The organism is Dyadobacter sp. SRI_021 (assembly GCF_057586235.1).
Window position 1 is genome coordinate 1 of record NZ_JBYCZM010000021.1, and the last position, 23370, is coordinate 23370.

Genomic DNA, 23370 nt, shown 5'->3' on the forward strand with positions numbered 1-23370 from the left:
GCCAGTTCTTTTGATCGAAAATTAGCGAATATTTCCAGCGCACGCCTCATACGGCGATTACCCAGCGTCGTCTGTAATTTCGGAGAGCGAGCCACAATTTGCCGGCGAGACCAGGCTGCCATGCTGACGGTAAAACATCATCGCTATCTGGCTTGGCCTGATTCTGCTTTCAACATGACATCCAGGGATGTCTTAGTACCCAACTGAATTTCTTGTGACTGATAGCCGGCTAAGGAGAAAACCAAAGTCGCTTCTTCACCTGCATTGACTGAGATCAGAAATCGCCCGGCAGCATTGGTACGTGTACTACGCTGCGTTCCTTTAATGAGTACTTGGACCTCCGGTAACAATGTACCATCCTCATTTCTGACAGTTCCTTCGATATCGGCTGTCATATAGCCTGTCCCCATAAAGAGTTCATTAGTGGCGGGCTCTGGCCTGCGATCAAATAAGAAAAATGCGGCTGCAAGTGCGAACAAACTCGTCAGGAATGTATGGTATGATTTTAAGGCTTTTGCCATAGCTCGGATTTTACTGAGTTAAGTAATCTTGGAAGTTGACGCTTTGCACCAGATACACCACAAGCAGGACACTTATTAGCATCAGGACAGCAGTCAGCAGATTCGTCAACCAGCTTCTGGGATGGTAAGTCCCCCTTTTCAGCTCTTCCTCTGTGAGACGGTACTGGATGAACCCCAACAATATCGCTCCGATGCCTAGTAGCACCAGCACAATTCCGATAATTTTGGAATAGCCGAGCGAGTGAATTTTGACCGGTTTATCCAGTACAAAACCAATCTGGGCGATAAATAGGGAAAATTTGACGACAACAAAGCCAAACGCCATAATCCCGACACCAGTCCGGACCCAGGCAAGGTATGTCCGCTCATTGGCCAGATGGTCATTGGCTTTGTATTCTTTAATATCGCGAATTGTATTTTTTGACATATTTATCAAAGCTGTATCGGTTTTCTAAAACTAAAAAGCCAGCGTTCAACGAATACTGGCTTTATTCTAAACGAACATAGTGCGATCTTATCACACCAAAAATGATTACTAAGTTAACATTTTCTTGTAGTAGCAAAATACAGTTTCCAGGCATTTTTCCTGGCAAATAGATCCAATTCCACGCTCAAAAATCCACTGCGAAACGATCGCAGTGGATTAGGCATCATCTGCTCATGCATAGCGATTTACGCCATACTATCTCAAATATTTAAAAATGGGTGCGTCAAAATTTTGACAGTCGTCAACATGCAGGTCCCTGTTTTAATCAAAATACTCGCAGATTCCCTTGCCTTTCTTTTTTGATTTCAAAAATTAAACTCTCCGTTCTCTCGACTAGTTGTGCATCCCATTTTATCCCGTTTGGCGCTGGTCTGTCAAGCTCATTTAACTTATTCGCAATTTCATTCAGCGAAATATATCCCGTTTCCCTTAGCGCTTTAATAAAAGGGGCTACCTCCAAAGCAAGCTTTTGGGCTGCACTTAAACTTTCTATCTTTCTTGTCATCTGACTGCCTGTTGCCGCCGTCACCCCAATAGCTGCATGACCTGCTTTCATACCTGCATAGTATACCTCCCCAAGGACCTTGTAAAACAAATAGCGGCCATACACGTCAACGGACATTCTGCCTTCGATCGGCCTGGTCGCAAACCCGATGGCTTCATCAATCAGCACCTTCCTAAGCTTTTCATCGCGCAGATTTTCCAGTAGCGACAAGCACAAATGCATAAATTTACTATTTGAATGCACCATATTGTGTAAGTTTATGCCGCTCTTGGCGACAAGTTACCGGCTTGCCACTACTTTCGTTCCCTGTCTGAGGTCATTTCGCGGGTTCACAATAATCTTATCTCCTTTTTTGAGGTTTCCGAATACCTCTGTCATTTTCGCCTGCTGCCCCAGACGTACATCCACAAACTCGGCGTTACCCTCATGGTTCACTTTGATCACGTACTGACGCTCGGTTGAAACGACAACGGCTGTGCTGGGCACAATGAGCGCGCCTTCGGTTCCTTCGGGCGTGAGCGTCACCTCTGCAAACATGCCTGGCTTAATCATCCGGCTTGCATTGTTGACATCGATTTCCACAGTTTCAGATCTGAATTTCAGGTTCATGTTGCCTGACCGGCGGCTTACCGTGCCTTTGAAAGTTTCGCCAGGCACCGCGTTGATATGATAGCTTACCGGCTTGCCTTTTTCTAGGCCAAGGCTGTAATTCTCGGGGACATCCACCACGAGCCTCAACCGGTCCTGCTGCTGCAAATTAAGCATGGGTCCCACCTGCCGAAGCCCTGATCCCACTAGTGCCCCGGGGTGGACATTACGCTCTGTGATGATCCCATCGAACGGTGCGCGGACCGTCAGGTAACTTTTAATCTCAGTCAATGCGTCGAAATTTGCTTTTTCTCCCATCGCCGAGGCGCTGTCGGCCATCATCTTGGCATGTGCGCTTTCCAGATCGAGCGCGGATACCGAGCCGGTTATGCGTGTACTGGCTTTGAGCCGGCGGTAGTGCTCCTTGCTAGCCACAAGCATGGCCTGGGCTTTCAAAAAATTGGAACGCGCCGCGACCAGTTGCTGCTCGGTTTCGGGCGCCTCCAGCACCATCAACACCTCTCCTTTCCGCACGGGGGAGCCACGGTCTACAAGCACTTTCTGTACAAAACCATCGGCCTTAGGGTAAATACTGACCTCCTGAAAGGCAAGAAACTCGCCCGGCAGCTGGATCTCTTGACCGACTGACCCTTCTGATACTTCGCCGATTTTAAAGGAAACTTCGCTCTTGTTTTTTTGCTTTTTTGATTCCTTGGGAGTCGATGATTCAGAGGAAGAACAGGCTGAAAAAGCACCCAGTCCTGCGAGTAGTATTAAACAGTTATATGGCTTAGTTCTCATTTCTTAATGGTTGTTCAGGTTTATAGGAGCCGTTTGTTGAAAGGGATGGATGCACCGCTGCCGGGTGATCTGGAAGCAGTGAAGGATCTTGGAGCGGAGTTTTCTTTTGCAAAAGCGCATACACCTGCGGAACAATATACAATGCTGCCAATGTAGACGCTACCAGTCCGCCGATTACGGCCCTTCCCAGTGGCGCTACTTGTTCGCCCGCTTCACCGGTGCCCAACGCCATGGGCACCATCCCGGCCACCATCGCAAAGCTTGTCATCAGAACCGGCCGCAAGCGAAGAGCTGCGCTGTCAAGCGCAGCTTTACCGGCATCGCGGTATTCCCAGCGCAAGCGCTCGGCGTTTGTTACGATCAGGATCGCGTTGGCCACCGAAATACCTGTCGACATGATGATACCCATGTAAGATTGCAGGTTCAACGTACTTCCAGTCAGAAGCAAAGCGGCAATCGAGCCGGCAATTACAGCCGGGATCGTCGACAAAATCACCAGTGACAATTTAAAGGATTGGTAGTTGGCCGCAAGCAGCAGGAAGATCACCAAAATGGCGATACTTAAACCGATTTGAAGACTGTTAAGTGTCTCGGTCAAAAGTGAAGACATTCCCTTTACTTCGGTCAAAATGCCTTTCGGCGGCTGACCAAGCGAGGCCATGGCATTTTCGACTGAGGTGGTTGCCGAACCAAGATCCTGATGGTGCATGTTGGCAGAGACTGTTACGAAACGTCTGGGTCCAATCCTGGAATATTCTCCGGGTAAAGTATCCACCGAAAAAGTGGCAACATCCGCTAATACTGGGCGGGCCTGGCCCGCTACCAGAGGCACCTCCTGCAATTGGGCCAGGTTACGCATAGCAAATTCGGGGATTTGAACCTGCACCTGGTAGGTATATGCAGAGTTCGGGTCGAGCCATTGGTTTTTTTCAGTGTACCGGCTCGACGACGTCGATGCAGTAATAGAGCGGGCCGCTGCTTGCAAGCTCAGTCCCATCACCGCTAGCTTCTGACGGTCAAGTTTGATATTGATGACCGGAAATTTGAGCGGCTGCACAATCCGGACGTCACGCAGGTGATCATCTTGGGACAGTTTTCCAACCAATTTGGACGCATAGCCTTCAATTTCTTTCATGTCCCGGCCCGCGACCTGCACCTCAATGGGCGTGAAAGCCCCGCCGCTCATGAGCTTTTCAGTCAGGTCGGCCGGTTCAAATGAGAGGGTAATGTCAGGCATTTCCTGATGCACCATCGTTCGGATGCGTTCTTTAAGGTCCTGGATATTGGTTTTGTAGCCCTCCGCGAGACCTACTTTGATAACCGCATCGTTTGGGCCGCTGGTACTGACATAGAGGTTGGAGGTCGCGTAGTTAGTAGGCACTACCCCGACATACGCAGATGAAACCTCCAGATGTCCGTCTGCGGCATCGTTTACCAATTTCAAAAGTTCACTCACTTCTTCTTCGGTACGTTCCAGGCGCGTGCCATCCGGTGTTTTCATCCGGATCACCATTTGCCCCGAATTGATCTGAGGGAGCATATCCTTGCCGATCACCGCAAATCCCCAGGCAGCTAAACCGACAATCAACACAGCATAGACGCCGACTACAAGCCGGTTGGCCGCAAGCAGCTTCCTGTTATGTGACATAAAACCTAAGCGTACCCTGTCAAAAAATCCAGGCGTTTTGGTACTTTCCTGCTGGTGTGCATGGCCTTGGTGCTCTTTAAGCATCCAATTGGCCAAAATCGGAACCAGACTCTGGGCCAAAAGGTAGGACACCGTCATAGCGAACCCTATCGAAAGCGAAAGCGGCAAGAACATGGCCCTAGGCACACCGGACATGATAAATGACGGTGCAAATACCGCGATAATACAAAGCAAGATCAGCAACAGCGGCAGGGCGACTTCCCGGCACGCATCGTATATGGCCAGCCGTTTGGGCTTACCCATCTCAAGGTGCTGGTGGATATTCTCGATTGTCACCGTAGCCTGATCGACCAGTACCCCGATCGCCAGCGCAAGACCTGAAAGCGTCATGATATTGATCGTCTGCCCTGCAAGGTTCAGGCAAAGTACGGCCGAAATCACTGAAACTGGGATCGTGATAATTACAATGAGCGATGAGCGCCAATCTCCCAAAAACAGCAGTACCATAAGCCCTGTTAAAAGCGCCCCTAGCCCACCCTCAAAAAGCAGGCTTTTGACGGAATTGATTACAAATATGGACTGGTCAAACTCGTAATTCACTTCAATGTCGTCTGGCAGAAGGCTGCGCATTTCAGGTAGCTTCGCTTTCAGAGCCGTCACCACATCCCAGGTCGATGCATCAGCCGTCTTCACCACGGGGATATAGGAAGAACGGCTACCATTGACAAGTGCATAGCCCGCGGTAACATCCGAACCATCGGCCACATTGGCTATATCCCTTAAAAACACCGTCCGGCGCCCTTGAGTACTGACCGGAATCTGGCCAAAATCTGCCACCCGTTCTTCCAGCGAATTAAGCGTGGTTATATAAGTCGTGTTATCAACCCTGATATTTCCAGATGGGGTCATTGCGTTATTGGACGCGAGCGCTTCTACCACTTCATCTGGTGACAGGTTCAAAGAGCGTACTTTTTGCGGGTCCAGATTAATCACAACCGTACGGGCATTTGTACCGATTGGAGGAGGCGCGGTAAGCCCGGGCACTGTCGAAAAAAGAGGACGTACCCTGGTCACGGCAAGTTCATGGATTTCTTTCAGGGGCCGCGTTTTGCTGCTAAAAACTAAATCACCTATCGGTACGGATGACGCGTCATAACGGACTACCTGTGGCGGCAGTGCGCCAGGCGGAAAGAATTTCATCGCCCTGTTGACCTGTATTGCCACTTCTGCCGCAGCCTGAGCCATATCGCTTCCTTCATAAAAGGATAGCTTGACGATCGTAAGTCCTTGCACGCTTTTACTGGAAATTTCCTTGATCCCTCCTATGTACAGGAACTGGTCCTGCATCCGGGTAGCGAAAAAGCCCTCCATCTGGGCCGGAGACATCCCGCCATAGGGCTCGATAACGTATATGACCGGCGAATTAAGCTTGGGAAAAATATCGACAGGGATCTTTGTAGCGGCCATGATGGAAAAGACCACCAGCCCGGCTACAAAAACCAGTACCGCAATCGGACGTTTTAATGATAGATTTAACATGGAAAAGGGATTTTACGGCCGGCGGAAAAAACTAAAAAACTCATCGAAGTCGCTGGTAGCGTACGCGCGTTGCAACCTGAGCTCGACTGCGCGTCGTTGTATGTCAACTGCCTGCTTCTCAACTTTGGTTAAAAGCTGCATGGCATCGGTGAGTCCCAGGATGTTTTCAATACCATTGTTATAGAGGGAAAGTCGCTGCTGATAGGCGCTCTCTGCGGAACGGATCGCGGTAGGAAGCTCACGTAAGGCCTGGCGCATGATCGACATGACCGAGTCGGAAGCAGCAAGGGTGTTTTCAAGCTTCATTCTTTCGAAATCAAGCTTTGTATCCGCTTCCTTCACTTTCCACCGCTGGACCTGCATGCGGCTTTTCACGCGCCTGAAATCAACCAGGTTGACCGTTGCGGCAAGGCCCACCAAAAAATTAGTGCGACTATATCCAAACCCTGGACCAAGTGGTCCAAAGTTATTATCCAGATCAAGGCTAGTACCCCGAGCCCAGGCGGCTGTCATCACCGATACCCTGGGCAGTGCTGTTTTCCGGATGAGTTCCACCTCGGTTTGCTGTCTGCTCAACAAACTTGCCTGGTAGCGAAGTAGCGGGTGTCCGGCCCCGACCTGTAAATCAAGCGGGGGAGAAAGAAGGACCTGCTCATGGAATGTAGTATCAATGACCAGCTCGTTTACTGTCCTGCCGGTAAGCATGGCCAGCTGCAAGAATGAACGCCTAAGTCCTTCATCGATCTCGTAGTAGTTGAGCCGGGCCCGGGATAGCTCCACGCTTGCCAAAGACGAGTCAAGTCCGGGTCTGATACCGTTACCTACAAGGTTATTGATGATTTTACTGACCGTATCGGCCCGGGCCAGGTTCTGGGATTCGATTTGAAGGATCCTTCCCCGCCACAACACATCCAGGTAGGTCCCGACCACCGCCTGCCGAAGCAGAAATTCTTCTCGTGCCAGACCCGCCTGACCGATAGCGATATCCGCATTGGCAAGCTGGTCTTCCGCTTTGAAACGGCCAAAGTTGTATACTTCCCAGTCTGCGGTTGCCAGCGCTATGTTGCCAGAAGTCAGATCCATGCGGTTTTCAGGCCTTCGGCCACCGGAAGTGGGAACGATCATCCCCATTGAAAAGTAAGAGCCGGACAATCCGTTTGCTGTGCCGACATCGATCTGGTCGTGAAGCCTTACATTCGGTAGCCGGTTGTCCTTTACAACGCTTGCGCCGGCTTGAAACGCGGACAATGCTGCCCTTTGGGCCTGAATCGTAGGGTATTTCTCGATAGCAGCGTTAACCGCTTGCTCGATACTGAGCAGTTGACCTTGCGCGGCTGAATGGCTAACGAAGGCTGTTAAAATAATAAAAAGGGCACGCGATATTCTTAACATATTGGTTTATAAGTTCTTCGCAAATAAAACTACCGGACGCAGCAATTCTTTCCACTGATTGAAAGACACCGGCTTAAACAAATAGCCATTTACCTTTCGGTTATATGCATCTGAAATCATATCGGGATTGGTATTGGCCGACAAGATAAAAACAGGCACTTGGTCAAAGGCAGGGCTTCGGCGGATCTGGTCAAGCATATCCAATCCGGTTCCTGTAAGCATTGTCAGGTTGATAAATAGGATGATGCGCTGCAAAGAGCCATGGAAAGCCACCCCGTCAATTAAGCTTTCAAACGAATCGAAGCGTTCGACAACACAATCAGGATGGGCTTGCGTCACGGCCATTTCAAAGAAAATCACATCATCTTCATCGGTTTCCATGAAAAACACAGTCCATTGATTCTCAGTAGCCATTGCGCATCAGAGTTTGAATCCCAAAGTAAACAGGCAAGTTCTTATAGGGTAATTAGAAGGTTATTAAAAGTTGATTAGAGCGGCCATTTTTATAGGATTTCTAAGGTGCAGGGTTGTTAATTTGGAAGCATAAACCACCAATGCATATGAATGTATTAGTCGTAGAAGATGATGTCGAACTAACACAGTTCATTCAAAAAGGGCTGCTCGCCGAAGGGATAGGCGTCTCAATTGCCTTCGATGGCGTTATCGGCCGTACGATGGTCAACGAAAATCGGTTTGATGTGGTAGTGCTCGACGTAAACCTGCCCGGCGTGAATGGACTGGACCTTTGCCGCTTTATCAAACAAAATTGGCCCGCCGTCCCTGTCATCATGCTCACGGCGTTGGGCAGTCTGGATAATAAAGTATTAGGCTTCGAAGCAGGCGCAGACGATTACCTTGCCAAACCGTTTGCCTTTAAGGAATTACTTTTTCGCCTGAAAGCGCTGGCCCGTAGGCATCCTGCACGTGCCCCGCGCCCGAAAAGACTCGAACTACTTGACCTGGCAATCGAGACCGATTCGCACCGGGTTTGGCGAGGGGGCGAAAGGGTCGAGTTGACCGCGCGTGAATATGCATTGCTCGAATACCTGATGCTCAACCAGGGGCGTGTCGTCAACCGGATCGACCTGCTTGAAAATGTCTGGGATGTTCATTTCAACAGCAATACCAACGTGGTAGACGTTTACATCAATTACCTGCGAAGAAAGGTAGACCGAACCGAGCCCAAATTGCTACATACGGTATTTGGGGTCGGTTATATGTTAGGGGCTGAACCATGAGCATCAAACAGCGTATTACAATCTGGTTTGCCACGCTGGTAGCGTCATTGCTTCTACTGTTTTCCCTTTTTATCTACCAAACCTATGAATCCTACCGCCGGTCATTGATGCGAAACCGTTTGCAGCGGCGCGCGCTGGCCGGACAGCTGTATTTTCAGAACCGTACCGAATTTCACAGGTCAAGTTACCTAACCCTGCCAGATCAGCATGAAATAATCCTGGGGCCAGACAATAATATCATTTATAAGTCATCAGGACCGGACGATCATAAGCTTACGAAGGGACTGTTGGCGCAGGCCCGGCAGGGAGAAATCCAGTTCACCTATGATGCTCCTCCCTGGAATAAGCCAAAGGAGGGCGTAGCACTTTCTTTCATCATTGACGGGCAGCGTTATGTATCGGTGGTAACCGCCTATGATCTGCCTGGCAGGCAAGCCTCCAACAGCCTTTTGTTCATCTTGTTTATAGGCAATGTTATCTTGCTGGTCATTGTCGCTTTCGCAGGTTTCTTGTTTGCCCGCCGCTCAATGCACCCTTTTGATCAACTAATCGAGCAAATGAATCCCTCTTCGGCTAACGACTTTTCATTTAGGCTCCAAAGCACTTCCACAGCTGACGAGGCCGCATATTTGGCTGGTTCCTTCAACGATCTTTTAGGAAGGCTGCAAGTGCTTGCCGATAGCCAGGAGCATTTCGTCGCCTATGCTTCGCACGAACTGCGCACCCCATTGACAGTTGTGAAGGGGATCCTTGAAACCTCGATTGCCTATGACAGACAGCTTGCCGATACTCGCCTCAGCATGGAAAAAGCATTACTGCGGCTGGAGGACGCGATCAATTTAGCCAATTCTCTGCTTCAACTGGCAGAAGTCGAAGGACTGCAGTCGGTTAAAATGCAGCAGGATGTCAACATTGTCGACACAATTCTGGATACGATTTCTTACTTCGGAGAAAAGCATCCCGATCAGCAAATAGATTTCGTGCTATCAGATGCATTTACAGAAAGCAGTCAGCTTACCCATGTTACTGGTAGTCCGGTCCTTCTCAGGACCGTGCTGACTAATATCCTGGACAACGCCAGCAAGTATTCAGGTAAAAAGCCTATAGTGCTGGACGTAGATTTAACTGGTAATCAAATGACTATCATTGTTACCGACCAGGGAATGGGGATTCCGGACAAACAGATATCGGACATTTTCATGCCCATGATGCGGGCCAACAACGTAGGTAAGATTCCAGGCTACGGATTAGGGCTAACCATAGCGAAAAAAATCATTGATATTCATCAAGGGACTCTTGAGGTTACTTCCAAAACCAATCAGACTTCTGTGGCCATCAGGCTTCCAGCAAGTACAATACCGGTTAAGTGAAAGTTTACAAGGCTGAATGGTTTAATGTTAGCATAACCATTGGCGGGCACAAAATGCCCGTAATCCCAGGGAAGTGAAAAATACAAATCAGAGCGAAGAGATCGTCATTGATTACTGAAAACCATGCTCATCACGTGAAGGTTGAATCAGATGTTAATTTTGCTACTATTTGTCCTGGCTGTTGGAATTTCCCTCCCCGTTCTCTCTGCTTTTGCCTCCCGGCTAGCCCGTGGCAAATCCTTTGCCAGGCGCAAGCGGGAGAACTTGGCCAGAATAAAATCTGATCTGGATCAGCTTTCGCATGCATTTAACAACGGTGTGCTCAATGAAGAAGAGTTTGAAAAAAAGAGCAATCTTTTGATTGATGAAATGTTGGAGCAGCTCTATAAAACTACAAACCAGGAAAACGGGTAAGCATGAACTTGCTGGCCAAACAGGTGGCAAGTGATTTTAACTTTGCTTCTCCGAGCACTACTAATAAGAATTGCCAAGAAGATTCCGCCTTTGAACACGCTCTGTGAGCGCATCGCGATAGGTCCTGCTAACGGGAATTTCCTTTTTCCCAATCCAGATTACATTACCCTGAATGGCTTCGATCTTTGCAAATTGAACGATAAAAGAGCGGTGTACCCGCATAAACCGGGAAGCAGGTAAAATTTCTTCCATTTTACCAAGTTGTAAGAGCGGCATCAGGCGGTCCGAGCCGCGGTGAATCAAAACATACTCGCCATAAGCTTCGATGTAGTCGATGTCATCGAAAGCTACCCTATATGTTGTTGCGTCCGATTTGATAAAAATATAGTCTTGCGCTTCCTGAGTCGCAACATCGGTTTGCGGATAGGCACTACGGCTTCCGATAATATCCATGGCTTTACCGACAGCCTGAAAAAAACGTTCGAATGCGACCGGTTTGACCAGGTAGTCGAGTGCATTAAGTTCATAACTTTTTACCGCATACTCGGTGTACGCAGTCGTAAACACGGTCAATGGCTTCCTGGCGAGCGTCTCCACGAAGTTGATGCCATTGATATCAGGCATTTGAATATCCAGGAAAAGCAATTCGACCGGCCGGCTTTTCAGCACGGCCGCGGCTTCAATCGCGTTCGCGCACGAAGCTACCAGATCGAGCGAAGGGATCTTCGATACGTATTCGGCAAGCAGCTTCCGCGCCAGTGCTTCGTCGTCGACGATCATGCAGGTAACTTTCATAGGCTTACAGTCAGGCGGATTTCAAATGTACTGGTATTGTCTATAACTTTCAGGGTGTGCCGACCTGGATAAGTCAGTTCCAACCGCTTTTTTACATTCGCCAGGCCGATGCCGTGAGGCTCGCTTCGCTGAGAAGCTGCTCCCCTTTTTGAGTTAATGCATATGAAGGATAGTGTATTCCGGTCGTCCACTTGCAGACTAACGAAAATACAGCCCTGCGGATTCATGTCCAAGTCCGAATGTTTGAAGCTGTTCTCTAAAAAGGTCAACAGCAGCAGGGGGGCAATTAACTGGCCAGAGCTGACGCCTGTTACTTCAAATGTCATTCGCTGCTCGTAAATCTCGGATTTGAGCTTTTGCATTTCCAGGATATTACGCAGGAAGGTCACCTCGTCTTGTAGCGGTACCCATTGCGCCCGGCACTCGTAAAGCATATATCGAAGCAGCTCGGAGAGCTTCATGATCATCGGCGCGGCGTTATCCTCTTTCAGGTATGCTAGTGTGTAAATGTTGTTGAGGGTATTAAACAAAAAATGCGGGTTGATCTGATTTTTCAGGAATTGCAGCTCGCTTTCCAGTTGCTTCCTGGCCATCTCATTTTGGGTTTGTAATGCATGGAAGCGGTCAACAGCGAATTTCCAGGCCGTACTGATGATCAGCACCACCATAAAAAGCAGGTAAGTCCGCGCAAACTGAAAGGCTCTTGGGTATTGGATGTTTCGTTTCAGGATCACTTTCACATCCGCCGGCACCAGCGTCAACTGCAATTTTGACAATAGCGCCAGCACAGCAAAGCACAGCAGCCCGTAAAACAGGTACCGCCGTTTTTCCAGGAAAGAGGGAATCAGAACCAAGGTATTCAAATAAATGATAATGGCCTGTAAGCCCACATGGATGGTTGCGGCCCAAACAGCTGCCGCCGTTTGCTGCGTGTTTGAAAACATAAGCACCCAAATGAGCCAGTAGCCCAGCCAGGCAAACAAAGTGATCGTCGGGACCTTCTTCAAAGCAGTGTTTTTCATTTACAACCGTATTACCCTGCAATGGTAAGCGATATCTGCTGAAAGCAAAACAAACTCCGTCGAATGGCCTGGTTTATCTTATGAGCGTCCGGTATTTTCCAACGAAATGTATTTTCCCAGACAATACCCGTTCGTCAGCAATCTTCTGCATTCCATGTCAAATTTGCAGCCCCTCGTTGATTTACTTTTTTTGTCAACCCGCCATTCGTTTGTTTTGACCGGAAACAAAACAAACTGTCCCATGAAAAACCTGACCACCGGCGTCTGCATTATTTTCACAATGCTGCTATTTGCTGGCAATGCACTCGCTCAGCAAAACCGGCTCGCCGACATACCTGCCGAACAGCGGGCACAATTACAGACCCAACGGATGAAAGAAACACTCCATCTGGATTCGGCACAGGCCGCAAAAGTGTCTGCGATCAATTTAAGTTACGCCCGTAAAATGGACCCAATTATTGCGGGCAACGGTAGTAGACTCTCTAAACTGAGAGCGTTTCAGCAGGTAAACGCTGCCAAGGAAAAAGAACTGCAAATGGTGCTGAGCCAGCAGCAGTTCAGGCAATTCAAACAGCAGCAACAGGAAATGAAGCAGGAATTAAAAAAACGCAAATCATAAAGACATGACAAACATATTCAGGTACCTGACAGCTTGCGTCCTCCTATTCTGCTCCTGTCACACCGATCAAGTCACGCCAGAGACATCCCCGGCTTACAATTTTGACACAGTAGACAAATTCCTGGAAGCACACCTTGCCGACTACAATGATCAGGTGATCGTGCTGGTTTCTCAAAATGGTAAGCTGATTTACAAAAAGGGGTTTGGCCTGGACGAACACACCAGTAAACCGATCGCATCGGCCACCAAATGGCTTTCCGCGGCCGTCATTCTGAGCCTTATCGATGAAGGCAAACTGTCCCTTTCCGACAGTATCGGCAAGTTCCTGCCGATATTCACTGCCCACCAAAAAGGACATGTGACCATCCGGCAGCTGTTTGCGCATACAGCCGGATTCGGAGGCGATTCGCCTCAAAAGTACGAGTATAAGCGGCTGATGTCGCTCGCCGAGGCGGTGGATTCCATTGCCCTGTATACACCGCTGGTAAGCCCCGCCGGCACCCAATTCGACTATGGCAGCGCCGGAATGCAGATCGGCGGAAGGGTTGCCGAAATCGTGTCAGGCAAAAAATGGCAGGATTTGTTTGAGCAGCGCATTGCCCAGCCTTGCGGGATGACGGCCGAATATCGTTCCGGTCGCAATCCGATCATCGCAGGCGGTGTGCACACCACCGCTGCCGACTACCTGAAATTCCTGGAAATGCTGGTTAACCGCGGTACCAGTAACGGGCATCGGGTGCTCAGTGAAAACGCGGTCGAGGACATGTTCAGTGACCAGACCGAAAATGCAAAAATAACCGGGACACCCTATCCTACCAATCCGTTCTCACCAACGCCCCAGAGACCGGTCCGTTACGGAGTCGGCAACTGGCTCGATGTAGTCGATGTCGACGGCCATGTACTGGAAAGCAGCAGTCCCGGGCTGTTTGGCACGCACCCCTGGCAGGATTCAAAGCATCAAATCGCAGGTATTATTTTCACCCAGACTACGCCCAGAAAGAGTACTAGGACCAGCCTGGAAATCCGCAAGATGATCAGGGATATTGTGGAATGAACGCTTGTTGCTAACCGTTTACACCTGCTTGCATAGAAAACAAGTCCGCCTCGGAGCTTTTGTGCAGCTATGTGACTCTGGTCACATAGCTGCACTAGCAATTTTGTAAATTTGCTGCATTCCCAATGATCTCATAAACATGAACCTACAAACCGAGCAAGCTGCAATAAGTCAATTCCTGCAAACCCATTTTAGCCAATTTGAGCCGGAGCTGGCCAAAAAGCTTGCCCAACACAGCATCTTGCGGGAATTTGAAAGTGATGAACAGTTAATGCGACCGGGGCAATATTTTAAATCCACGATGCTGATCGTGGAGGGAGGTGTAAAGCTATACCGGGAAGACCATGATGGCAATGAGTTTTTTATTTACCAGCTAGGCCCCGGCAATGCCTGCGCATTATCAATGATCTGCGCGACAAAAAAAGAACAGAGCCAGATCTCGGCCAGGGCAGTAGAGCCCACCAGAGCAATACTGGTCCCGATCGCATTGATGGATGAGCTGATGACAGGCTATAAAAGCTGGTACTATTTCGTATTGGAAACCTACCGGTCCCGGTTTGAAGAACTTCTGTTGGTTGTAGACAGCATTGCTTTTAGAAGCATGGACGAAAGGCTGGAATTTTACCTTAAAAACCAGCAGAAACTCCTGAACAATGATGAGATAGCAATCACCCACCAACAAATTGCAACCGATCTGAATTCATCCAGGGAGGTTGTATCCCGCCTGCTAAAAAAGATGGAACAAAGAGGAATGCTCCGGCTTGGCAGAAACACGATCAAAATAATCAAGTGACGACAATTCGCATCTGTAACCGCAACGGGAAATACCAGCACCGGATCGGCCCTATTTGGGTGACGGCAAAAGCGGGCCGATGTGCAATCACGTGTGTCCAGCGACATGTCCAAAGCCCTATACAAACGCTAGAATAGCAAGCTGATTGACAGCACGTTCCAAATCCCAAGATCTATCCGATTTACTTTATCTGGAAATTTCCCCTTACGTGACAAATATCACTGACGGGCTCGCCTCCCATTCCGAAATTTGTATCATTCTTTAAGAAAAACAAACAAGGAAGGTTATGCGAATCGAACAAATCTATACAGGCTGTCTGGCACAGGGCGCCTACTACATTGAAAGCAACGGTGAGGCAGTAGTTATCGACCCCCTTCGCGAGGTCGAACCGTATATCAAACGGGCCCAAAAAGACGGGGCAAAAATTAAGTATGTGCTTGAAACGCACTTTCACGCTGATTTTGTCTCCGGCCACATTGATTTGGCTGAAAAAACGGGCGCGCAAATCATATTTGGCCCCACCGCCAAGCCGGGATTCCCCGCCCATGTTGCACAGGATGGTGAAGTGCTGAAAGTAGGTAGTGCCACAATCAAAGTGCTGCACACCCCAGGGCATACGATGGAGAGTACCTGCTTTCTTCTCTCCGATGAAAATGGAAAGGACATCGGGCTTTTTACCGGCGATACTCTATTTATCGGGGATGTCGGCCGTCCGGATCTGGCGCAAAAGGTCGTGGCAGACCTTACCCAGGATAAACTGGCCCGGCATCTGTACCATTCACTGCGCAACAAGATCATGCCGCTTTCCGATGATATCATTGTCTATCCGGCTCACGGCGCAGGCAGCGCCTGTGGTAAAAATATGAGCAAAGAGACAACCGATACACTAGGCAATCAGAAACTATTCAATTATGCGCTGCGCACGGATATGACCGAGCAGGAGTTTGTGAAAGAAGTAACTGACGGACTGATGCCTCCGCCTGCATACTTCCCCGAAAACGTAATGATGAACATCAAGGGGTACGAAAGCATCGATACGGTACTCGAACGTGGAAACGCAGCGCTCGATCCCGATGCCTTTGAAGCCGCCGCCAATGAAACCGGCGCGCTACTGCTGGATACCCGTGATGCCGGCGTCTTTGCCCAGGGATTTATACCCAATTCGATCAATATAGGGATTGATGGCAGTTTTGCCCCTTGGGTTGGTGCGATGATTCCCGATATCAAACAGAAAATACTGGTCATTGCCGACCAGGGCAGAGAAGAAGAGGTCGTAACCAGACTGGCAAGGGTCGGCTACGATTACACAATCGGTCATCTCCAAGGCGGTTTTCAGGCCTGGAAAAAGGCAGGAAAGGAAACAGATCGTATAGAATCGGTAACGGTCATCGAAATGGCCGAGCTTCTCAAAAAGGACCCTTCCCTGATCGTGCTTGATGTACGCAAGGCAAGTGAGCACTTTTCCGAGCATGTGATCGGCTCCGAAAATATACCGCTGGATTACCTGAATGACCACCTGGCTGAGATCGGAAAAGATAAAACCTATCTGGTCCACTGCGCCGGAGGGTACCGTTCGATGATTTTTAACTCCATCCTCAAATCAAGGGGATACGACAATCTGATCGACGTTCAGGGAGGCTTTAAAGCCATTAAAGAATCAGGACTTGTACCGGTAAGCAATTACGTATGCCCGAGTACCATGTTGTAGATACTAGGTATCTCTATCAAAAGAAAAAAATAAACTTATGGGAATCTTATCATCATTATTCGGATCAAAAAGTTTGGATTACAAAACCCTTGTTCAGCAAGGGGCACTTGTTGTCGATGTTCGCTCTGCTCAGGAGTTTGCGGCAGGGCATATTCCAGGGAGCATCAACATTCCCCTGGATCAGATCAATGCAAAGGCGGATATGCTGCTCAAAAAAGGCAAACCGGTAATTACATGCTGCCGGAGTGGCTCAAGGAGCGGCATGGCCGAAGGCATGTTGAGATCTGCCGGCATAGACGCCTACAACGGAGGTTCATGGGAGAGCCTCAAACAGAAAATCTAAACTACGAAACATTGACATGCTGGATATAATCAAGCAACCGTGGCCCTGGTATGTAGCAGGGCCACTTATCGGCCTGACTGTGCCCGCCCTGCTCATTCTCGGCAACAAGTCATTTGGGATATCGTCTTCATTGAGGCATGCCTGCGCCGCGTGCATGCCGGCCAAAATTCCCTTTTTTCAATATGAATGGAAAAAAGAAACCTGGAACTTGGTATTCGTGCTGGGAATATTTTTGGGAGGAATGGTTGCCTCCCACTTTCTGGCCAATCCCGCGCCAATCAAGGTAAATGAAACCCTGGCAAAAGAGCTGGCAGCTTACGGCATAACGGACTTTTCGGCAATGGTACCCCTTGACATTGTGAGCTGGGAAAAACTATTCACGGTTTCTGGCGTGATCATGATGGTTGGCGGAGGCTTTCTGGTAGGATTTGGGGCTCGCTACGCCGGAGGATGTACGAGCGGGCATGCCATTATGGGGCTGTCCACATTACAATGGCCATCTCTGGTAGCTACAATCTGTTTTATGATTGGAGGATTTGTGATGGCTAACTGGATATTGCCAATCATTCTCAATTTGTAATATGATAGATGACACATTAAGAACACATTGGGAGGATGTATATAGAACCAAACAATCCGACCAAATGAGCTGGACGCAGCCTAGGCCAGACACTTCCCTGACCTTGATAGACGCCTTGCAACTCGATAAAAACGATCCCATCATTGACGTTGGTGGCGGAGAAAGCAGGCTGGTTGACTACTTGTTACAAGAGGGCTTTACAGATATTACCGTTCTGGATATCTCACAAACGGCGATCGATCGTGCAAAGGCCCGACTAGGCCCGTCATCAGACCGGGTAACCTGGATTGTCATCAACGTTCTGGATTTTATTCCATCGCGTGCCTATCGGGTTTGGCATGACAGAGCTACGTTTCATTTTTTAACCGATAAGCACGACATCGAAAAGTATGTCGGAATCGTTGAAAAATCCGTCATGGAAGGAGACCTGATACTGGGTACTTTCTCGATGGATGGTCCGGTAAAATGCAGTGGATTGCCCGTTAAACAATACGATCGGAGCTCGATTCAGCAAGTTTTCGGCCAAAGTTTCCGGTTGACCACAAGCGCTCACGTAGATCACATAACTCCATTCGGTACCAGTCAGAGCTTTATATTTTCAAATCTCAAAAAAAAGCCGCAATAAATGAGCAATTCGACATCTGAAATAACCAAAGAGAAGGAACACCTGGTCCGCGCAACTGATGCGATGTGCATCAATGAAAGCAAGCAAAGTCACCAATGGTATTACAACTTCAAATATCTGATTGTAGGTGTGTTGTTCGGCATTGTGTTTGTCAAAGCCGAAGTAATCAGCTGGTTCAGGATCCAGGAGATGTTCCGCATTCAGTCTTTCCACATGTACGGGATCATCGGCAGCGCAGTGCTGATAGGAGCGCTCTCTGTTTGGCTCATCAAGACCTTTAAAATCAAGACCATACATGGAGAAGAAATTACTTTCTCTGATAAAAAATTCAACAGAGGGCAAATTTATGGCGGGCTGACATTTGGACTGGGCTGGGGACTAACCGGCGCTTGTCCGGGACCATTATTCGCCCAAATTGGTGTAGGAGCCACGGTGGGAATCGTGACCCTACTGAGCGCCATCGCCGGGACATGGGTATACGGGCGTTTCCGGGAGCAGTTGCCCCACTGACATTAACACTGAGGGGATGGGATATCAAATTAAATAAACCCGTCTGCCCCGACATTTTCAATCCATTTGGTAATCTTGTGACGAAAACTTCATTCAGTGATGAAAAAAGCCTCAATCTTATATTCTTTTGCGGGCGTAGCGATCGGGGCAGTCCTGGGGTATTTATACTACCACTTCATTGGCTGCTCCTCGGGTACATGCCCCATTACTTCAAACCCTGCCAGCTCAACCGTGTATGGCGCTGTGATGGGCGGATTGTTGATCGGTTCAATAGCCAGAAAATAGTCCGTAGCGTCATGGAAGGTTTCTGGAATGAAAGGTAGTCCCGTGAAGAATACGTATACGGGACCAGGCCCAACGCCTGGTTCAAACACCAGTTGAATCTGAAATGAAAAGCCATTGTCAAATATTAATAATCGGCGGCACGGCAGGCATTATGACCGCCGCACAGTTAAAAGCCAGCAGGCGTTCGCTAGAAGTGGCCATCATAGAACCGTCCGCGTCTCACTGGCACCAACCTGCCTGGACATTGGTCGGGGCGGGAAGCTATACGAGAAGAAATGAAGCATCTTTGATTCCCGATGTCGCAGACTGGATTCAGAACCGGGTTACGGGGATATTCCCATACCATAATGAGGTACAAACCAAGCAATCGGGCTTTATACCCTATGATTACCTTATTGTCTCGCCAGGGCTCCAGATAAACTCCGATGCCCTTCCCCAGCTAAAACAGGCTTTACTGACGGATTCGATTTGCAGCAACTACATCGATCCTCAGAAAACCTGGGACGTTTTACAGAAATTCAAAGGGGGAAATGCATTATTTACCTTGCCTTCCACCCCTATTAAATGTGGTGGCGCCGCAGAAAATCATGTACCTCGCCGACGATCATTTTCGGAAAAGCGGCGTAAGAGGCAACACTAACGTTATTTTCGCCACTCCCGGGACCGTCATATTCGGAACGAAGGAGTTTGCCGACACACTGACCAAGGTGATCAAAAGAAAAGATATCATTACCAGGTTCTTCTATGCTCCTGCCAGCATCCATCCCCTGAAAAAGGAAGTCCGGTTCAGATACACCGGCCCTGAGGAATGGAAAGGCATCCCGGCCATCAACGAAAAGATGGGTCTGGATAAGCTGGTTACCGTGCCTTATGATATGCTGCACCTGGCGCCGCCGCAATCAGCCCCGGATTTATCAGGGAATCGGTACTCGCTGTCCAGAATGGGGCCAATCAGGGTTGGCTGGATGTAAATATTCACTCCTTACAGCACAACCGCTTCCCAAATGTATACGGTCTGGGTGATGTTGCCGCCCTGCCGACGGCTAAAACGGGGGCGGCTATCAGAAAACAAGCTCCGGTGGTAGTGTCCCATATTTTGTCGGAGCTGGGAGAAAAGTCCCAGCCGCAAATGTACCATGGCTATTCGTCGTGCCCCCTGGTAACGGGCTATGGCAAAATGCTGCTGGCCGAATTCAAATATGGCAACGAGCCTGGCAGCGATCCCTTCTTGAGATGTCACCGTTAAAATAATCCAGCAGGTTGCTGACCTGCCGGATTATCCTTTGATGGACTTTGCTATCGTCCCATGTCGGCTTGATGATTGCTTTACACATTTTCGAAAAAAAATCAGGGATGTATGTAAGCCCAGCCCTCGGCCTGGCGTATGATCAGCTCACCGTTGGCGCTGGGCGCAAATGAAACAAACGGCCACAGCTGGTCTTTGCCAATCTTTCTTTCCCGTAAGGTATTTTCGCATTGGACCAGTATTACCCCCTTATCCAGTAATGCCCTAAGTTCAGCTTCATAAGGACCGTTGTTCATGTAAAGCGCCACCCCGCCTCCATGCACGATCAACTCTATCTGTAACTTCCCTGTCAGACGCGGATCATCCAGCGCGTTCTGGATGTTTTTCAGCGTCGCCTTTATTTTCTTCTCCTCCTCGGAATTAAGCTGATAAATCGCTCTGTACATCTTTTTTGTCGCCTGGGCGCCGTTGAATGTCAAAGGATCGGCCTTCTGTGCAATAGTTTTACACGAGAACGCCATCATCGTGGCCAGGCATGCGAGTCTGAATACTTTCATTTTGTCTGATTGGTTTAAAGCCGCCAACTTATCCAAAAGCTGTATCACGCTTTGTGACAATTGTTACATAACAGCGGGGATAACATGGTTAATTTTGCCAACGATGATAAGAAAGACAAATCATATCCCCACTTATAATATTTGCAACCTAAATGGCCAGCAGGACACAGTCAAGGACATCACCGTTTATGACCTTCAATATTTTCTGGGCATCTGGATATGATTTTCCCTCACCGGCATTCGTTTTATCAGCTGTTATATATTTCGTCCGGTGCGGGGCGACATGTCATTCATTTTGAGCAGTACGATGTAGAACAAGGTTCCATCTATTTTCTTGCTCCCGGCAACTCCACCAATGGCTTTTTGATCATTCAACTCAAGGCTCTGGACGACCGTTTTGATGCTTAGCAAAAGTGAGAATCTCAGAAAGTAAACCACAGTACTGGACAGCAAATACCTACTCATCAAAGGGTTATACTAAACAAAATAATCACACTAAACGCAGTATAGCGATTTGAGGAAAAACAAACCTAGAAAACAACGATGCAAATGATCGTATGTAACATTTATCACTGACCAGGGCTTTTGCGGCAGGTACTTTTGCAGAGGATTTAATTCAACAACTACTCAGAAATGCAAACCTCAGAAGTTTTGGGATTTTCAGCTTCCATATTAATCGGGATAAGCCTCGGGCTGATCGGAGGGGGAGGCAGCATACTTACTTTGCCGGTGCTCGTTTACATAATGGGGATCAATCCGGTACTTTCAACGGCATATTCCCTTTTTGTTGTGGGCACGACTTCACTGGCAGGGGCATTCAATTTTATGCGCAAAGGGCTTGTCAACTACAAAGCCGCCTTTGTTTTTGCCGTTCCATCATTTGTCGCCGTATTTCTCACGCGGAAATACCTGGTTCCGATGATACCGGATTCGCTCTTTACGCTGGGCGGCTTTGAGGTAACTAAAAATACGGGGATCATGCTCTTTTTTGCCCTGGTGATGCTGGCCGCGTCTTATTCGATGGTCAAGGAAGACAAGACAGAGCCCGAAGGCGCCCGCGGTGAGCTGCAATTCAACTACCCGCTGATCGGACTCGAAGGAGGTGTTGTGGGGATACTCACCGGCATTGTTGGCGCGGGAGGCGGGTTTCTGATCATCCCGGCGCTGGTCTTATTGGCAAAATTACCTATGAAGATGGCCGTTGGAACCTCGCTACTGGTCATTGCAGCCAAATCGCTGATTGGTTTTGCGGGCGATATTTCAAATACAACCATTGACTGGACTTTCCTTTTGGAATTTACATCGCTTTCCATAGCAGGTATCTTTCTTGGATCCTTTCTTGCCAAGTTTATTTCAGGTGAAAAACTCAAAAAATCTTTCGGCTGGTTTGTGCTCGTGATGGGTATCTACATCATTTCAAAGGAAATTCTTTTCAAATCGTAGTCGGTACAAGCAATGTCGCAAGCGCAGCACTTTCCGATGCAGCAAATAGGAAGCCATGAAAAGGCCAAAGCAAGTTGATACACGTATACACCAAAGCGTTATATTCGGCACAAGCTTTACTTAATTGCTCATTGAAGCTCAAAGCAACAAAATAATCAGGATTATCAAATTCAGAAACAGCCTATCTCCAATGATGTCTCCCGATGATTCCGTTGTTAAATTAATCCGCTCACTGAAGCTGCTTACGGGTCTTTTAGCAGTTGTTTTCGGGTTGTTTTCCGTGTTTTTGCTTATTGTACTGTTCGGCAAGCCCGAGCCCGATCCGGATCAAGCCGCCGGTGAGAAACTTACCAAAACCAAGACGGACGAAATAGCCCGCCTTATGCCGTGGAAGGGTCCGTCTGAAAGCGATCTTTCAAAGCTCACGCCATCGGAGCAGCAAATGGTCAGGTACGGGAAAGAGCTGATTGTACACACATCGGATTATCTCGGCCCCAAAGGCAGTGTAAAACACTTGTCCAATGGAATGAATTGTGAAAACTGCCATCTGGATGCCGGCACCAAACCCTGGGGAAATAATTATTTTGCCGTAGAGGCCACTTATCCCAAATTCAGGGCACGGTCTGGGAAAATCGAAGCCCAGGCCAAACGGGTCAACGACTGTTTTGAGCGAAGCCTGAACGGACAGAGCCTGGATGAACAAAGCAATGAAATGCGGGCCTTACTGGCCTACATGAAGTGGCTGGGGACAGGTGTTCCGCCGAAACAGGTGCCTGAGGGCTCGGGGATCTATAAATTACATGCTCTTGACCGCGCCGCCGACCCGGTCGCAGGCAAAGCGGTATATGAGCAAAAATGTCAGAGCTGTCATCAGCCTGCCGGAGAAGGTATGCTCGCCTCCGATGAAATGCATTATTTATTTCCGCCTCTTTGGGGCAAGCACAGCTACAATACCGGTGCGGGGCTTTACAGAATATCCAATTTGGCAGGCTATGTGAAGGCGAACATGCCGCTCGGGGCCTCCTACGATGCGCCGCAGCTCACTGATGGGCAGGCCTGGGATGTGGCCGCTTTTATAAATTCCATGCCCCGCCCCCGGAAGGATCTAAGTAAAGACTGGCCCAATCCGGCAGATAAGCCCTTCGACCACCCATTTGGCCCATATGCGGATCCATTTTCCGAAAAGCAGCATAAGTATGGCCCATTCAATCCCATAAAAGACTGGCAAAAGCAGCACAAGAATCTAGATGCCAGATAGCTTTCGGGGAAGCGCCCGGAGCAGGTAAA

Annotated in this window: 27 protein-coding genes; 16 read left to right on the forward strand and 11 right to left on the reverse strand. The window is 48.7% G+C overall.

Features of this window, described 5'->3' with window-relative positions; genetic code table 11:
- Nucleotides 1-143 precede the first annotated feature (143 nt).
- The 7 genes from AC2YIT_RS31360 to AC2YIT_RS31390 all read right to left on the reverse strand — a co-directional run bounded on the left by AC2YIT_RS31360 (nt 144) and on the right by AC2YIT_RS31390 (nt 7895).
- On the reverse strand, nt 144-521 hold the full coding sequence (locus AC2YIT_RS31360) for a carboxypeptidase-like regulatory domain-containing protein (protein WP_487281820.1): 378 nt from the start codon (nt 519-521) through the stop codon (nt 144-146).
- Nucleotides 522-531: 10 nt separating this feature from the next.
- Entirely contained in the window at nt 532-948 is a 417-nt protein-coding gene (locus AC2YIT_RS31365) for a YidH family protein (protein WP_487281821.1), read from the reverse strand.
- Nucleotides 949-1273: 325 nt separating this feature from the next.
- A complete protein-coding gene (locus AC2YIT_RS31370) occupies nt 1274-1759 on the reverse strand; it encodes a hypothetical protein (protein ID WP_487281822.1) in 486 nt (161 codons plus the stop codon).
- A gap of 33 nt (nt 1760-1792) precedes the next feature.
- A complete protein-coding gene (locus AC2YIT_RS31375; protein ID WP_487281823.1) occupies nt 1793-2902 on the reverse strand; it encodes an efflux RND transporter periplasmic adaptor subunit in 1110 nt (369 codons plus the stop codon).
- Nucleotides 2892-6089, reverse strand: a complete 3198-nt coding sequence (locus AC2YIT_RS31380) for an efflux RND transporter permease subunit (RefSeq protein ID WP_430843781.1) — start codon at nt 6087-6089, stop codon at nt 2892-2894. The genes AC2YIT_RS31375 and AC2YIT_RS31380 overlap by 11 nt, the downstream gene beginning before the upstream one ends.
- Nucleotides 6090-6101: 12 nt before the next feature.
- The gene (locus AC2YIT_RS31385; protein ID WP_430843780.1) at nt 6102-7481 is read right to left on the reverse strand and encodes a TolC family protein; all 1380 of its coding nucleotides are present in this window, start codon (nt 7479-7481) and stop codon (nt 6102-6104) included.
- Nucleotides 7482-7487: 6 nt separating this feature from the next.
- The gene (locus tag AC2YIT_RS31390; protein ID WP_430843779.1) at nt 7488-7895 is read right to left on the reverse strand and encodes a response regulator; all 408 of its coding nucleotides are present in this window, start codon (nt 7893-7895) and stop codon (nt 7488-7490) included.
- A gap of 146 nt (nt 7896-8041) precedes the next feature.
- Here AC2YIT_RS31390 and AC2YIT_RS31395 point away from each other — a divergent pair, with 146 nt between their 5' ends.
- The 3 genes from AC2YIT_RS31395 to AC2YIT_RS31405 all read left to right on the forward strand — a co-directional run bounded on the left by AC2YIT_RS31395 (nt 8042) and on the right by AC2YIT_RS31405 (nt 10503).
- A complete protein-coding gene (locus tag AC2YIT_RS31395; RefSeq protein ID WP_291042224.1) occupies nt 8042-8719 on the forward strand; it encodes a response regulator transcription factor in 678 nt (225 codons plus the stop codon).
- Entirely contained in the window at nt 8716-10089 is a 1374-nt protein-coding gene (locus AC2YIT_RS31400; RefSeq protein ID WP_430843778.1) for a sensor histidine kinase, read from the forward strand. Before AC2YIT_RS31395 ends, AC2YIT_RS31400 begins: the two co-directional genes overlap by 4 nt.
- 150 nt (nt 10090-10239) lie before the next feature.
- Nucleotides 10240-10503 (forward strand): hypothetical protein, encoded by a 264-nt coding sequence (locus AC2YIT_RS31405; protein ID WP_487281824.1) that lies wholly within the window; start codon nt 10240-10242, stop codon nt 10501-10503.
- A 60-nt stretch (nt 10504-10563) separates the two neighbouring features.
- Here AC2YIT_RS31405 and AC2YIT_RS31410 read toward each other — a convergent pair whose 3' ends face one another.
- Nucleotides 10564-11298, reverse strand: a complete 735-nt coding sequence (locus tag AC2YIT_RS31410; RefSeq protein ID WP_487281825.1) for a LytR/AlgR family response regulator transcription factor — start codon at nt 11296-11298, stop codon at nt 10564-10566.
- The gene (locus AC2YIT_RS31415; RefSeq protein WP_487281826.1) at nt 11295-12320 is read right to left on the reverse strand and encodes a sensor histidine kinase; all 1026 of its coding nucleotides are present in this window, start codon (nt 12318-12320) and stop codon (nt 11295-11297) included. The genes AC2YIT_RS31410 and AC2YIT_RS31415 overlap by 4 nt, the downstream gene beginning before the upstream one ends.
- Before the next feature lie 241 nt (nt 12321-12561).
- Between AC2YIT_RS31415 and AC2YIT_RS31420 the strand changes: the two genes are divergently transcribed.
- The 10 genes from AC2YIT_RS31420 to AC2YIT_RS31465 all read left to right on the forward strand — a co-directional run bounded on the left by AC2YIT_RS31420 (nt 12562) and on the right by AC2YIT_RS31465 (nt 19808).
- Nucleotides 12562-12939 (forward strand): DUF4890 domain-containing protein, encoded by a 378-nt coding sequence (locus AC2YIT_RS31420; protein ID WP_487281827.1) that lies wholly within the window; start codon nt 12562-12564, stop codon nt 12937-12939.
- Between the two features lie 4 nt (nt 12940-12943).
- Complete coding sequence (locus AC2YIT_RS31425) at nt 12944-13993, forward strand: serine hydrolase domain-containing protein (protein ID WP_487281828.1); 1050 nt, start codon at nt 12944-12946, stop codon at nt 13991-13993.
- Nucleotides 13994-14132: 139 nt separating this feature from the next.
- Nucleotides 14133-14786, forward strand: coding sequence for a Crp/Fnr family transcriptional regulator (locus AC2YIT_RS31430; RefSeq protein WP_487281829.1), 654 nt, complete (start codon nt 14133-14135; stop codon nt 14784-14786).
- Nucleotides 14787-15072: 286 nt separating this feature from the next.
- Nucleotides 15073-16494 (forward strand): MBL fold metallo-hydrolase, encoded by a 1422-nt coding sequence (locus AC2YIT_RS31435; protein WP_487281830.1) that lies wholly within the window; start codon nt 15073-15075, stop codon nt 16492-16494.
- Between the two features lie 37 nt (nt 16495-16531).
- On the forward strand, nt 16532-16837 hold the full coding sequence (locus AC2YIT_RS31440) for a rhodanese-like domain-containing protein (protein ID WP_487281831.1): 306 nt from the start codon (nt 16532-16534) through the stop codon (nt 16835-16837).
- 16 nt (nt 16838-16853) lie between these two features.
- Nucleotides 16854-17417 carry a YeeE/YedE family protein gene (locus tag AC2YIT_RS31445; RefSeq protein WP_291042251.1) on the forward strand — a complete coding sequence of 188 codons (564 nt, stop codon included), beginning with the start codon at nt 16854-16856 and terminating at the stop codon, nt 17415-17417.
- Between the two features lie 64 nt (nt 17418-17481).
- A complete protein-coding gene (locus AC2YIT_RS31450) occupies nt 17482-18042 on the forward strand; it encodes a class I SAM-dependent methyltransferase (protein WP_430843769.1) in 561 nt (186 codons plus the stop codon).
- 63 nt (nt 18043-18105) lie between these two features.
- Nucleotides 18106-18552, forward strand: a complete 447-nt coding sequence (locus AC2YIT_RS31455) for a DUF6691 family protein (protein ID WP_430843811.1) — start codon at nt 18106-18108, stop codon at nt 18550-18552.
- Nucleotides 18553-18651: 99 nt separating this feature from the next.
- Nucleotides 18652-18837 carry a DUF6132 family protein gene (locus AC2YIT_RS31460; protein WP_291042257.1) on the forward strand — a complete coding sequence of 62 codons (186 nt, stop codon included), beginning with the start codon at nt 18652-18654 and terminating at the stop codon, nt 18835-18837.
- A 530-nt stretch (nt 18838-19367) separates the two neighbouring features.
- Nucleotides 19368-19808: a hypothetical protein gene (locus AC2YIT_RS31465; RefSeq protein ID WP_487281832.1), complete on the forward strand. Its 441-nt coding sequence runs from the start codon at nt 19368-19370 to the stop codon at nt 19806-19808.
- Between the two features lie 11 nt (nt 19809-19819).
- Here AC2YIT_RS31465 and AC2YIT_RS31470 read toward each other — a convergent pair whose 3' ends face one another.
- Nucleotides 19820-20077, reverse strand: coding sequence for a hypothetical protein (locus tag AC2YIT_RS31470; protein ID WP_487281833.1), 258 nt, complete (start codon nt 20075-20077; stop codon nt 19820-19822).
- 107 nt (nt 20078-20184) lie between these two features.
- Nucleotides 20185-20640 (reverse strand): DsrE family protein, encoded by a 456-nt coding sequence (locus AC2YIT_RS31475; RefSeq protein ID WP_487281834.1) that lies wholly within the window; start codon nt 20638-20640, stop codon nt 20185-20187.
- 219 nt (nt 20641-20859) lie between these two features.
- Here AC2YIT_RS31475 and AC2YIT_RS31480 point away from each other — a divergent pair, with 219 nt between their 5' ends.
- The 3 genes from AC2YIT_RS31480 to AC2YIT_RS31490 all read left to right on the forward strand — a co-directional run bounded on the left by AC2YIT_RS31480 (nt 20860) and on the right by AC2YIT_RS31490 (nt 23341).
- Nucleotides 20860-21048, forward strand: coding sequence for an AraC family ligand binding domain-containing protein (locus tag AC2YIT_RS31480; protein WP_487281835.1), 189 nt, complete (start codon nt 20860-20862; stop codon nt 21046-21048).
- A 225-nt stretch (nt 21049-21273) separates the two neighbouring features.
- Nucleotides 21274-22083, forward strand: a complete 810-nt coding sequence (locus AC2YIT_RS31485) for a sulfite exporter TauE/SafE family protein (RefSeq protein WP_487281836.1) — start codon at nt 21274-21276, stop codon at nt 22081-22083.
- 190 nt (nt 22084-22273) lie between these two features.
- The gene (locus AC2YIT_RS31490; RefSeq protein ID WP_487281837.1) at nt 22274-23341 is read left to right on the forward strand and encodes a c-type cytochrome; all 1068 of its coding nucleotides are present in this window, start codon (nt 22274-22276) and stop codon (nt 23339-23341) included.
- Nucleotides 23342-23370 lie beyond the last annotated feature (29 nt).